The organism is Lacisediminihabitans sp. (assembly GCF_043726815.1).
In the GTDB taxonomy this organism is placed as follows: domain Bacteria; phylum Actinomycetota; class Actinomycetes; order Actinomycetales; family Microbacteriaceae; genus Lacisediminihabitans.
On sequence record NZ_JAYSJZ010000045.1, the window covers coordinates 38,449 to 50,900 of the forward strand.

General features: G+C 72.1%; 13 protein-coding genes. 11 read left to right on the forward strand and 2 right to left on the reverse strand.

Annotation, left to right across the window (positions count from 1 at the left end; all coding sequences use genetic code 11):
- Positions 1-4 precede the first annotated feature (4 nt).
- Positions 5-2,464, forward strand: coding sequence for a CHAT domain-containing protein (locus ACHZD8_RS04865; protein WP_394769031.1), 2,460 nt, complete (start codon positions 5-7; stop codon positions 2,462-2,464).
- Between the two features lie 13 nt (positions 2,465-2,477).
- On the opposite strand, the gene ACHZD8_RS04870 is transcribed toward ACHZD8_RS04865, so the two are convergent.
- Complete coding sequence (locus ACHZD8_RS04870) at positions 2,478-3,680, reverse strand: MFS transporter (RefSeq protein WP_394769032.1); 1,203 nt, start codon at positions 3,678-3,680, stop codon at positions 2,478-2,480.
- A 164-nt stretch (positions 3,681-3,844) separates the two neighbouring features.
- On the opposite strand from ACHZD8_RS04870, the gene ACHZD8_RS04875 reads away from it, so the two are divergent.
- The 10 genes from ACHZD8_RS04875 (at position 3,845) to ACHZD8_RS04920 (ending at position 11,758) form a co-directional block, all read left to right on the forward strand.
- Positions 3,845-5,050 carry a cytidylyltransferase domain-containing protein gene (locus ACHZD8_RS04875; RefSeq protein WP_394769033.1) on the forward strand — a complete coding sequence of 402 codons (1,206 nt, stop codon included), beginning with the start codon at positions 3,845-3,847 and terminating at the stop codon, positions 5,048-5,050.
- Complete coding sequence (locus ACHZD8_RS04880; RefSeq protein ID WP_394769035.1) at positions 5,020-5,889, forward strand: N-acetylneuraminate synthase family protein; 870 nt, start codon at positions 5,020-5,022, stop codon at positions 5,887-5,889. The genes ACHZD8_RS04875 and ACHZD8_RS04880 overlap by 31 nt, the downstream gene beginning before the upstream one ends.
- Entirely contained in the window at positions 5,886-7,139 is a 1,254-nt protein-coding gene (locus ACHZD8_RS04885) for a DUF6716 putative glycosyltransferase (protein ID WP_394769036.1), read from the forward strand. The genes ACHZD8_RS04880 and ACHZD8_RS04885 overlap by 4 nt, the downstream gene beginning before the upstream one ends.
- Positions 7,140-7,206: 67 nt before the next feature.
- A complete protein-coding gene (locus ACHZD8_RS04890) occupies positions 7,207-8,439 on the forward strand; it encodes a CpaF family protein (RefSeq protein WP_394769037.1) in 1,233 nt (410 codons plus the stop codon).
- Positions 8,436-9,296 (forward strand): type II secretion system F family protein, encoded by an 861-nt coding sequence (locus tag ACHZD8_RS04895; RefSeq protein ID WP_394769038.1) that lies wholly within the window; start codon positions 8,436-8,438, stop codon positions 9,294-9,296. The genes ACHZD8_RS04890 and ACHZD8_RS04895 overlap by 4 nt, the downstream gene beginning before the upstream one ends.
- The gene (locus ACHZD8_RS04900) at positions 9,284-10,231 is read left to right on the forward strand and encodes a type II secretion system F family protein (protein ID WP_394769039.1); all 948 of its coding nucleotides are present in this window, start codon (positions 9,284-9,286) and stop codon (positions 10,229-10,231) included. Before ACHZD8_RS04895 ends, ACHZD8_RS04900 begins: the two co-directional genes overlap by 13 nt.
- Positions 10,232-10,256: 25 nt before the next feature.
- Entirely contained in the window at positions 10,257-10,433 is a 177-nt protein-coding gene (locus tag ACHZD8_RS04905; protein WP_394769040.1) for a hypothetical protein, read from the forward strand.
- Between the two features lie 65 nt (positions 10,434-10,498).
- Positions 10,499-10,840, forward strand: a complete 342-nt coding sequence (locus ACHZD8_RS04910) for a TadE/TadG family type IV pilus assembly protein (protein WP_394769098.1) — start codon at positions 10,499-10,501, stop codon at positions 10,838-10,840.
- Complete coding sequence (locus ACHZD8_RS04915) at positions 10,812-11,309, forward strand: hypothetical protein (protein ID WP_394769041.1); 498 nt, start codon at positions 10,812-10,814, stop codon at positions 11,307-11,309. Before ACHZD8_RS04910 ends, ACHZD8_RS04915 begins: the two co-directional genes overlap by 29 nt.
- Entirely contained in the window at positions 11,306-11,758 is a 453-nt protein-coding gene (locus ACHZD8_RS04920) for a pilus assembly protein TadG-related protein (RefSeq protein WP_394769042.1), read from the forward strand. The genes ACHZD8_RS04915 and ACHZD8_RS04920 overlap by 4 nt, the downstream gene beginning before the upstream one ends.
- Positions 11,759-11,766: 8 nt before the next feature.
- Here ACHZD8_RS04920 and ACHZD8_RS04925 read toward each other — a convergent pair whose 3' ends face one another.
- Complete coding sequence (locus ACHZD8_RS04925) at positions 11,767-12,417, reverse strand: LysE family translocator (RefSeq protein ID WP_394769043.1); 651 nt, start codon at positions 12,415-12,417, stop codon at positions 11,767-11,769.
- Positions 12,418-12,452 lie beyond the last annotated feature (35 nt).

Consider the following 12,452-nt stretch of genomic DNA (forward strand, 5'->3'; position numbering starts at 1 on the left):
GGGCATGCTGTCGGCGGCGGTCCTCTACGAACGAGGCGTCGAGCACGGCAACGCCGGGCGTCACGCCGCGGCGAGACGCGTGCTCGAGGAGGCGGGGCGACGCACCGAGGATGCCGATCTGCTGGCGCGTATCGGCGGCACCATCGCCTACATCGCCTCGGAGACCGGTGACGCGGATGGCGCAATCGCGCTCTGCCGGTCCGCGCTCGAGACCGCGGGCATCGCCCCGCGCACCCGCACCATCCTCACCAGCCAACTGGGCCTGATTGAACTTCGCCGGGGCGACGGCGAGGCCGCCCTTCCCCTGCTGACCTCGGCGATCCACGAATTGGGCGACGACCCGGCGCGCCTCGGCCGGGTGCACCTCAATCGCGGCCTCGTCTACCTCGAGCGCGGCGAGGTCGCGAGCGCCCTCGCCGACTTCGCACGGGCCGCGGAGGCCTTCGTGCGCAGCGACGAGCCGGTGGAGCTGGCGAAGGCGCTCAACAACCAGGGCTACGCGGCGATGCTCGCCGGTGACCTGATCGAGGCCCTGCGCCTCATGGACGAGTCGCGGCCGGTGCTCGCCGCCCTCTCGCCGGTGGCGCTCGCCACCTGTGACGCCGATCGGGCGGAGGTGCTGCTCGCCGCCGGGATGACCGGCGAGGCGACCGAGCTGCTCTGGGGCGTCGGGCGCACCTACGGTTCCCGCGGGCTCCGGCAGGCCCAGGGCGAGGCGGAACTGGTGCTGGCCAGGGCCCTCGTGCTCGAGGATGCGCCTCGCGCGGCCGCCGTCGCCCGTCGCGCGGCGAGACGATTCCGTGCCCGCGGCGCGGAGGGCTGGGCACTGCGCGCCGACGCGTTCGCCATCATGGCGGGGGTGCAGGCCGGCGGCGGCTCGCGCGCTCTCGCCGGGCGGGCCGATGCCGTGGCCGAGCGACTCGCCGCGAGCCACTTCGACGGTGACGCCACGGCGCTTCGGCTGCAGTCCGCGCGGGTGCGGATTCGGGGCGGCCGCCTCGACGACGCCCGCCGCACGATCGCCGGGGTGCGGGTGTCGGCCGGCACCCGGGTGACCACCCGGTTGCTGGCCCGCGAGGTCGGCGCCGAGCTCGCAATCGCCGAGGGACGTCCGCGCCGGGCGCTCGCCATCGCCCGCACCGGCCTGGACGAGCTGGGGGAGTGGCAATCGACGTTCGGCAGTCTCGACCTGCAGAGCTCCCTCGTGATGCACGGACGTCGCCTGGTGCTCGATGGCCTCCGTATCGCGGTGTCGAACGGCCGCCCGGTGGAGGCGTTCGAGTGGTCGGAACGCACCCGCGGCCTGTCGAGTCGAATCGTGCCACTTCGACCGCCCTCCGATCCGCGCACGGCAGACGATCTCACCGAACTTCGGCAGCTCCGTGCCCTCGACCCGGCACCGCAGTCCGCCGACGGCCGGCGGGAGGCGGCGCTGCGGGAGGCCGTCCGGCGCCGGCAATGGGGGGATCGGGGCTCCGGCAGCGTGGCCGCGCTCGCCGGCATCGACGATGTGCAGCGGGAGCTCGCGTGGAGCGGGGCTGTGCTGCTCTCCTACCTATGGTCGGGGGAGTCCCTCACCGCCCTGGTGGTGACGCCGGACGACGCCACGATGACCGACCTCGGAACGTGGGCGCCCATCCGCGGGATTCTCGACGGACTCCTCGCCGACCTCGACATGGCCGCGGCGACGCTGCCCCCGGCGCTGGAACGGGCGGTTCGCGCATCCCTCCGGGAGCGCCTCGACCGGCTCGCGGCCGCCATCGTGTTTCCCGTCCTCTCGCGCCTCGGCGAGGGCAGGATCGTGCTCACCCCACCCGGGGTGCTGTCCGGGGTGCCGTGGTCGATGCTCTCCCCGCTCACCGGCCGCTCGATCACCCTGCCCGTGTCGGCGACTCGCTGGCTCGAACAGCGGCAGACCGCACTCACGCTGGCGACCGCGGGCTTCTCCGCCGGGCCCGGGGTCGAGCGGGCCGTGGAGGAGGTCACGGCGGCCGCCGCGAGCTGGGCGAGCTCAGACGTGCTCCTCGGCTCGGAGGCGACGAGTGAGCGAGTCTCGGCACTCGCCGAACGGGTGGACGTGCTGCACGTCTCGGCGCACGGCAGGCATTCGGCGGACAACCCGCTGTTCTCCGGCATCGAACTCGTGGACGGGCCGTGGTTCGGCTACGACATCGGCCAGCTTCCGCGGGTGCCGTCGGCCGTGGTGCTCTCGGCCTGCGAGCTCGGCCGGAGCGCCGTGCGCTGGGGGCTCGAGGCCCTCGGGATGTCGCAGGCCTGGTTGCACGCGGGGGCTCGCTGCGTGATCGCGTCCCCGGCGATAGTCGGGGATTCGGCGGCCTGCGACCTGCTGTCGGCGGCCCACGACCTGCTGGCCGCTGGTACGGCCCCGGCCGACGCGCTCGCCGCGGCATCCGTCTCGGTGGGCTTCTCGTCGTCGTTCCAGTGTTACGGCGCCGGCTGGTGAGCCCCGCGCCCGGTTAGAGGTGGTCCCTCTCCGCCTCGACGCGGGGAATGAGCGGCACGGCCAGGGCCGGCGGCGCCGCCACGACGAGGAAGGCGAGCGGAAAGCCGACGAGTCCGATGAGCGCGCCGACGAGCGGCCCCACCGCCGAGGCCGCGAGGAACTGGCCGGTGTTCTGCACTCCGAGGGCACGACCCGACCAGGCCGCCCCCGACATCTCGGCGACGGAGGTGAAGGCCAGACCGTTGTCGGCCACCGTCACGGTCATCGCGATCATCAGCACGATCGCGCCGATCAGCCAGCCGGCGCCACCGACGGCGGAGAGCAGCAGCATGACGACGCACGCCGAGATCGCCACCCAGCGCAGGGGGCGAACCCGGCTTCCGACCCGGTCGCTCAGCACACCCACGCCGATCCGGCCCACCGCGCCCACGAACTGGGCCGATCCGACGAGGATGCCCGCCGCGAGCGCCGGCACGCGCAGTTCCGTCACCAGCCAGAGGAGGCCGAAGATGGAGAGAGTGAACTGGGGCACGACCAGGAGCACCGAGACGGCATGGATGCGCCAGAGGAATCCGCTCGCACGGTAGGGATTGCGCGGCCGTTCGCCGATCGCGGCCGGGGCGGGCCGCGGCGGGTTCACGATTCCGATCGCGCAGGCGACGGCGAGCACCGCGGTGAGCGCGAAGGGCACGATGAGGGCGGCGCCGATGCCTCCCGCCGACGCGATCGACGGCACGGTCACCGCGGCGACCGTCACGCCGAGCGGCTGAGCCATCTGCCGGATTCCCATCGCGAGCCCGCGTCGGTCCTGGGGAAACCAGCCCACCACGACCTTCCCGCTGGCCGAGTTCGTGCTCGCCGAGGCGGCACCGCCGAGCAGCAGGAACACCCCGAGCGAGACGTAGCCGGGCGAGGCCGCGGCTGCCAGGGCCGCGAGGGAGGTGAGGGCGAGCCCGCCGGCGATCACCCACTTCTCGCCCACCCGATCGGCGAGTGCACCCCAGGCGATCAGGGTGAGAACCATGCCCATGGTCGGCGCGGCGGCCAACAGCCCGGCCTGGGCGAGGGTCAGTCCGCGCTCGGCGTGCAGGAGCGGGATGAGGAACGCGGGTGTCGTGACGAAGACGGTGCCGGCGGTCTGCGCGGCCACCCCGAGCGCGAGCGCGGTCCAGGCCCGCGTCGCGTGGGGAAAGGGGGCAGCGGAGACCGTTGTCATGTGCGCGTGTTCCTCCCGCATCCGCCAGCACGCCGAATCCGATGGCCGCCCCCGACGCCGTTTGGTCAGCGGACGGTCACGCGGCGTTCACACTGCGGCCAATTCGAGGCAGCATCCGTTTCCTAGTCTCGCAGGATTATGACTGAGATTCCGACGGTGAACCGATGAGCGTCGTGGCCATCATCCCGGCGCGCGGCGGGTCGAAGGGCGTGCCGGCGAAGAACCTCGCCCGGGTCGGCGGGGTGTCGCTGATCGTGCGCGCGGTGTCGGCCGCGCGGGCGAGCAGGCTCATCGACCGGGTGGTCGTGAGCACGGATGACCCGGCGATCGCCGCGGCGGCCCGGTCGGCCGGAGCCACCATCGTGAACCGCCCACCGAGTCTCTCCACCGACCTCGCGACCTCCGAGTCCGCGCTCCTGCACGTGCTCGAGCAGCAGCTCGCCACCCCGGACGTCGTGGTCTTCCTCCAGGCCACCTCGCCCTTCATCAACACGGCGGAGGTCGACGAGGCGATCGAGAGGGTGCGCAGCGGGGTCGAGGACGTGGTGTTCTCCGCCGTGGAGACGCACGCCTTCCTCTGGCGCATCACCGATTCCGGCGCCCTCGGGGTCAACCACGAGCCGGCCGTGCGGCAGCGGCGGCAGGATCGCGAACCGCACTTCCGGGAGACCGGGGCGTTCTACGTGCTGCGCACCGAGGGCTTCGTGCGGGCGAGGCACCGGTTCTTCGGGCGCGTGGGCGTGACCATCGTGGACGAGCGCACGGCGATCGAGATCGACACGGCGGACGAGCTCGAGATGGCGAACGCCCTCGCGCCCCTCGTCGACCCCTCGCTCGAACCGCATCCGATCGACGTCGATGCGGTCGTCACCGACTTCGACGGGGTGCACACCGACGACCGGGTGCTCATCGGCGCCGACGGCTCGGAGTTCGTCACCACCAATCGCTCGGACGGCCTCGGCGTGCGGCTCCTGCGGGAGAGCGGGATGCCCGTGCTGATCCTCTCCAGCGAGGCGCACCCCGTCGTCTCGGCCCGGGCCGCGAAGCTCCGGGTGGAGGTACTCCAGGGCGTGCGGGACAAGGCAGCGGCGCTCACCGGCTGGGCCGAAGACCGCGGCATCCCGCTCGAGCGCATCGCCTATCTCGGCAACGACGTCAACGACCTCGGCTGCCTCGCCATCGTCGGCTGGCCGATAGCGGTGCCGGATGCGATGCCCGAGGTGATCGCCGCCGCTCGAGTGGTGCTCGGCACGCCGGGCGGCTACGGCGCGGTGCGCGAGCTCGCCGACCTGATTTTGACGACCCGCAGTGCACGGATCAACGAGCAATTGGAGGAACCATGGTTGTATCCATCGGCAGTTCAGAGGTAGGCAACGGCGCGGTGTACGTGATCGCGGAGATCGGGCTGAACCACAACGGCGACGTGGATCTCGCGATGCAGCTGATCGACGTGGCCGCAGACGCGGGCGCCCAGGCGGTCAAGTTCCAGAAGCGCACCCCGGAGATCTCCACGCCGGAGCACATGAAGAACACGCCGCGCGAGACGCCGTGGGGTCTCATGACCTACCTGGAGTACCGCTACCGGGTGGAGTTCAGCCGCGAGCAGTACGTGGAGATCGGCGACTACGCCACGTTCCGCGGCCTCGACTGGTTCGCGTCCCCGTGGGACGAGCCGTCCGTCGACTTCCTCGAGGACCTCAACGTCGCCGCCCACAAGGTGGCCTCGGCGTCCGTGACCGACCTCGGTCTGCTCGAGGCCCTCGCGGCCACCGGCAAGCCCGTGATCCTGTCCACCGGCATGTCCACCCTCGACCAGATCGACCGCGCGGTCGCCGTGCTCGGCACGGACAACCTCGTGATCCTGCACGCCACGTCGACCTACCCGCTCCCGCCGGAGGAGGCCAACCTCCGCACGATCACCACCCTCCGCCAGCGCTACCCCGGTGTGCCCATCGGATACTCCGGCCACGAGCGTGGCCTGCAGATCTCGATCGCGGCCGTCGCCCTCGGCGCCGTCGCCGTCGAACGGCACATCACCCTCGACCGCACGATGTGGGGGTCCGACCACGCGGCCTCACTCGAACCGCAGGGCTTCACGCAGTTGGTTCGCGACATCCGAATCGTGGAGGAGGCGCTCGGCGACGGAGTCAAGCGCATCTTCCCCGGGGAGTTGGCACCGCTGGCCAAGCTTCGACGCGTCCCCGCTTGACGACGCCGACCCGCATCCTCGCGATCGCGGACTCCGACTCGTACATCAAGTGGGGGGCCGCCCTGCTCGACCGCGCGCCGGCCGAGTGGGAGAAGACGCTCGTGGTGGTGGCCAGCCCGGTGATGCCGAGCGCCGACCAGCTGTCTGCCGCGCTCACCGGGAGCGAGTCGGACGACTCCCGGCCCGCCATCCTGGACCTCTCGGCCCTCGCCGTGCGGATCGGCCGCCTGCAACCGGATGTCGTGCTCGTCTCCGTGCGCGGGCCGCTCGTGAAGGTGGTGGTACGTGCCGTCGTGGGGGCGGCCACCCGGCGCCCGGTGATCGTCACCGGGCTGCCCGGCATCTCGGTGCCGGCCACCAGGATGGCGATCGCGCACCGCGCCCAGGCCGACCTCTTCGTGCTGCACAGCCGACGGGAGACCCGGGAGTTCGCCGAGCTCGCCGAACGCATGGGCATCGACCAGCGGTTCGCCCTGGCGACGCTGCCGTTCCTGCCGCGCCGCACGCCGGGCCGGCGTGCGGACGGTGACGTGATCTTCGCCGCGCAGGCGAAGGTTCCGTGGGAGAAGGCCGACCGTCTCGCCCTGCTCAGCTGGCTCGCCGAGTCGGCCAGGCGGCATCCGTACCGTCGCGTGATCGTGAAGGTGCGCGCGGCGCTCGGCGAGGCGCAGACGCACGCCGAGACCCACGACTACCCGAGCCTGATGGCGCAGTTGAAGCCCCCGGTCCCCGGCAACCTCGTGGTGGCGGGCGGCGCGATGTCCGACCACCTGGCCGGTGCCGCCGGCCTGGTCACGGTGAGTTCGACGGCCGCGATCGAGGCCGTGGCGCTCGAGGTGCCGGTGCTCGTGATGGCGGACTTCGGCGTGAACGCCGAGCTCATCAACGCGGTCTTCGAGGGCAGCGGCCTGCTCGGCACCTGCGCGGACCTCGTGGACGGCCGCTTCAAGCGGGCCGACCCGGCCTGGCTCGACGACAACTATTTCCACGGCACCGCCGAAGACGACTGGGTGCACCACACGATCGAGCTGCTCGCCCTGCGCGAGGCGGGCGAGCTGCCGCTCAAGTCGCTGAAGCGCGGCACGGCCGGCGGGGTGGTGCGGCGCGCCTGGGACCGCAAGCGCGCCCTCGGCCGGTTCGACCGCTCGCTCGTCGGCGTGATCGCCCTCGTGATCGGCACGCCCGTGCGCATCCTGCTGCTCGCGGTGCGCAAGGTCAACCGGGATCGCAAGCGGGCCGTTCGACTCTGACCCCGGGCCCGCCGCTACCTGTGGACAACCGGCGCGGCCGGGGGCGCTCGCGGCCCACACTGTCGGCATGTCGAGGGCCGTCACGATCATCACCGAGCAGGTGCGCGAGAGGGTGCGCCTGGATGGGGTGGACCTCGGCAACGACCGCGCGCTCGCTGACCGCTATGTTCGGGATGAGGTTCGGCGGTACAGCGAGCGCGCGCTCGGCGGCACCCTGCCGATGCTCGCCGACGAGGGTGCGGCCACCCGGCAGATCGTCGCCTCGATAGCCGGCTTCGGCGCCCTCCAGCCCTACCTCGACGACCCGGAGATCGAGGAGGTCTGGATCAATGGTCCCTCGAGGGTGTTCGTGGCCCGCAACGGCGTGCCCGAGCTCGCCGACGTGGTGCTCACCGGCACCCAGGTGCGCGACCTGGTCGAGCGGATGCTCCAGTCGTCCGGGCGCCGGGTCGACCTGAGCAGCCCATTCGTCGACGCCTCGCTGCCCGACGGCTCGAGGCTGCACGTGGTGATTCCGGACGTGACCCGCGCACACTGGGCGGTCAACATCCGCAAGTTCACCCGGCGCATCCGCGACCTGCAGACCCTCGTCGCGCTCGGATCGCTCACCCACCAGGGCGCCGAGTTCCTGCGGATGTGCGTGCTCGCCGGGCAGAACATCCTCGTCTCCGGCGCCACCCAGAGCGGCAAGACCACGATGCTCAACAGCCTCCTCGCGGCGGCGCGCCCCGGGGAGCGCATCGTCACCGTCGAGGACACCTTCGAACTCGACCTCGCAGCCCGGGACACCGTCGCGATGCAGTGCCGCCAGCCGAGCCTCGAGGGCACCGGCGAGATCACCCTGCGCCGACTCATCAAGGAGGCCCTGCGCATGCGCCCCGACCGACTCGTGGTCGGCGAGGTGCGCGAGGCGGAGTCGCTCGACCTGCTCATCGCGCTGAACTCCGGCATCCCCGGCATGTGTTCCATCCATGCCAATGGGGCGCGCGACGCGCTCGCGAAGCTCTGCACGCTGCCTCTACTGGCCGGCCGCAACATCGACTCCGCCTTCGTGGTGCCCACCGTCGCCTCGTCGGTTGATCTGGTCGTGCACTGCGAGTTGGCGCGCAACGGCAAGAGGCGGGTGACCGAGATCGTGGCGCCGAGCGGACAGGTGACCGCCGGAGTGATCGAGGCGAGCACGATCTTTGCCAGCGAGCGCGGAGTGCTCGAACCGACGGGAAGCTACCCCACCAAGTCCGCGAAGTTCGTCGCCGGCGACTTCGACCTCGCCTCCGTTCTCGGCACGGTGCGCTCGTGAGCGTCGCGCTCGGCCTGCTGCTCGGTCTGGGGATCGTCCTCGCCCTGTCGCCGGCGCTGTGGCCCGCGCCGGACACGGCGGCGACGCCTCCTCGTCTGGCGCGGTTGCTCAGGGAGCGGCTCGCCCAGGCCGGACTGCAGTTCGTGTCGCTTCCCGCCCTCGCGGCCGCGGCGGTGCTAGCGGCGGTGGCCTCCAGCGCCCTCGTCTTCGCCCTCGTGCCGGTGCTCGCCATTGCCGTGATCGCCGGGGGCGTCGCGCTCGTGCTGCCCCTGTCGATCGTGGGCTGGCGCGCGCGAAACCGACGGCGCCGGGCCAGGGTGGTCTGGCCGGATGTCGTGGACCACCTCGTGTCGGCCGTGCGCTCGGGACTCGCCCTGCCCGACAGCGTCGTGGCGCTCGCCCACTCGGGGCCGCCGCTGACCCGAGAGCAGTTCGCCGCCTTCGAACGCGAATACCGGGCCACCGGCAACTTCGCGCTCTGCGCCGACTCGCTCAAGGCGAGCCTCGCCGACCCGGTCGCCGACCGCATCCTGGAGACGCTCCGGATGTCGCGGGAGGTCGGCGGGAGCGAACTCACGACCGTGCTGAGGAGCCTCGCGGGCTACCTCCGGGCGGAGGCGGCGATCCGATCGGAGGTCGAGGCGCGGCAGTCTTGGGTACTCAATGCCGCCAAGCTCGGGGTCGCCTCCCCGTGGGTGATCCTCCTCCTGCTGTCGACCCGTCCGGAGGCGGCCGCGGCCTACAACACCCCGGGCGGGATCGTGGTGATCGTCGCCGGGCTCGCGGTCACCGCGGTGGCCTACCGCGCCATGCTCGCCCTGGCGAGGCTGCCGGAGGAGCGGCGATGGTTCAGTTGACTGCGCTCACCGGCTGGGCGGTTCTCGCCGGAACGGCGCTGGGCATCGGTCTCTGGTCGCTCCTGAGCCTTGTCCCGCGTCTCGGCCGGCCGCGTCTCGCCGACCGCGTGGCCCCGTACCTCGTCGACGTCTCGCCCGGTGCGCGCGAGCTGCTCGGCAGGCGGTCGGCCGACCCGCTCCCGGTCTTCTGGGCGCTCCTCTCGCCCGTCGCCGCGGGGGCACGGAGGGCGCTCGGCTCCCTCGTCGGCGGCTCGGCGACGATCCAGCTGCGGCTCCGGCAGTCGGGGAGCGACCTGTCCGTCGAGGCGTTCCGATCGCGCGAGCTCGGCTGGGCGTTTGGCGGAGTCGTCGCCGGGGTGTTCGCGGCCCTGGCCATCGGGCGCGCACAGTCTCCACCGGCCGTCGTCTACGCCATCATCGTGGTCGGCTCCGCGATCGGCGGCGTGCTGCTCCGCGACTTCCTGCTGCAGCGGGCGGCGCGGCTGCGACTCCACCGGCTGTCGAGCGAGTTGCCCACCGTGCTCGAGTTCCTCACCCTGAGCCTGTCGGCGGGCGAGGGCATCCTGGATGCGATCCGCCGCGTCGCGCGGGTGAGCCACGGGGAGCTCGCGGCCGAGTTCGGCGCGGTCGTCGCGGCGGTGAACACCGGGATCCCGCTCGGCGAGTCCCTCGCGGCGCTCGCCGAGGGCGTGCGCCTCCCGGCGCTCACCCGCTGCGTCGAGCAGATCACCGGCGCCCTCGAACGCGGAACGCCGCTCTCCGAGGTGCTGCGGGCGCAGGCCCAGGACTCGAGGGACGAGGCGAAACGCGAGCTTCTCGAGGTCGCCGGCAAGAAGGAGGTCGCCATGCTCGTGCCCCTGGTCTTTCTGATCCTCCCGGTCACCATCGTTTTCGCCATCTTCCCGGGAATCTTCGTGCTCCAACTGGGCCGGTGACGGCCGAAAGAGAAAGGAAGAAATCATGTCGAGAGTCCGTCGGATGATGCGCGGCCTTGCCGCGGAGGAACGCGGCGACGTGCCGGGCTGGGTGCTCATCACGCTGATGACCGCGGGGCTGGTGATCATCATCTGGGCCCTCGCGGGGCCCGCGCTGAGCAGCGTGTTCCAGCAGGCGATCGAGCGAGTCACCAGCTTCTGATCCCCGTGCGTGCCCTCCGCTCGGTGTTTCGTCGCGACGACGGCTCCGCCCCGGCCGAGTTCGTCATGGTCGGGGCGCTGCTCACCGTGCTCACCCTCTCGGTGATCCAGCTCGGGCTCGCGCTGCACATCCGCAACACCGTGCTCGATGCGGCGGCGGAGGGTGCCCGGTTCGCGGCCCTCGCCGACAACGGTCTGCAGGACGGAGCCGATCGAACTCGCGATCTCATCACCGCGGCGCTGGGAGCCGGCTATGCGGCGGGCGTCTCGGCCGACTACGGGAGCTACCTGGGGCATCCGGCGACCATCGTCACGGTGCGCACCCCGCTGCCGCTCATCGGCCTCGTCGGAATCGACGGCGGGCTGGAGGTGACCGGTCATGCCTCGGTGGAGACGCTGGGTGAATGAGCACGGGGTCACTGAGCGCTGGGTCACTGAGCGCTGGGTGAATGAGCGGGGGTCCACCTCTCTGGAGTTCGTCACGGCCGGGATGCTGTTGCTGCTCCCGCTCGTCTACCTGGTGCTGTCGGTGTCGTCGATCCAGGCCGGCGCCCTCGCCGTGGAGGGGGCGTCCCGCCAGGCTGCCCGGGTGTTCGTGCAGGCCGGCTCTGACGAGGACGGGCGGCGCCAGGCGGAGCGGGCGATCGATTTCGCCCTGGCCGACTACGGACTCGACGGCCGCTCGGTGACGGTCACGATAGCCTGCAGCCCGCGCCCCGAGCGCTGCCTCACCCGCTCGGGCACGGTCACCGTGACGATCGATGGGTCGGTGCCCCTGCCGCTGCTCCCGCCGGTGCTGACCGGCGACTTCCCCCTGGCCGTTCCCCTGCACGCGAGCGCGACCCAGCGGGTCTCCAGATTCTGGGGCACCCGGTGAGGGACAGACCGCGCGACGCCCGCTTCTCCCGCGGCGAGGAGGGCTCGATTCTGCCGCTCACGATCTTCTACGGTTTCCTCTCGCTCGTGCTCATCCTGCTCGTCGTCGCGGCGACCTCGCTCTACCTCGAGCGCAAGCGGCTCTTCACGCTGGCCGACGGCGCGGCGCTCGCGGGCGCCGAGGCGTTCGCCCTGGATGACGTCGCGCTCGGATCGGGCGGCCCGCGGCCGCGGCTGAGGTCGCCGGCGGTCGCCGCCGCGGTGCGCGGCTACCTGGCGGCCGCGCCGGGCGGTATCGACTCGCTCGCGGTGGAGCGGGCGGTGACGACCGACGGGCGGAGCGCGACCGTGGAACTCTCGGGCTACTGGCGCCCGCCCGTGCTGACCGTGTTCGTGCCGACGGGGCTCCGCATCGAGGTGACCGCGGTGGCCCGGTCGGTGTTCTTCTGAGGCGGCGGTCAGGCGTTCGGGGAGTCGCCGTGGCCGACGAAGGCCAGGGTGGTGCCGATGCCGATCATCATCACGCCGCCGGCCGTGCTGAGGTGCTCCACCCGGCGTGGGGACCGGCCGAACCAGTCGCGCGCCGCCCCCGCGGCGAGGGCCCAGACGCTGTCGCTCGCGAGCGCGATGCCCACGAAGATCGCCCCGAGCAGGATCATCTGCACCGGCACGTTGCCGAGGGAGTAGTCCACGAACTGGGGGAGCACCGCGATGAGGAAGACGATGGTCTTGGGGTTGGAGACGCCGACGACGAAACCCTCGCTGAGGATGCGCCCCTTGCTGCGCCGGGACACGGTGGACGTCGCGGCGCTGGCACGCTCGCGCCGGTGCCGGATGGCCTGGATGCCGAGGTAGACGAGGTAGGCGGCGCCGAGCAGCTTGACCACGGTGAACAGCACTATCGACTCCTGCAGCAGCGGCCCGATGCCGAGCGAGATCGCCAGGGCGGCCACGAAGGTGCCCGCCGACGTGCCCAGCACGCTGAGCAGGCCGCCGATGCGGCCGAGGGAGAGCGAGCGGCCGATCACGAACAGCACGGCCGGCCCCGGCATGAGGATGAGCGGGATCGACAGCAGCGCGAACGCCACGAGGTGCGAGGGGGAGACCATGCAGCGATGCTAGCGCCGACGACGGAAGTAGTGTG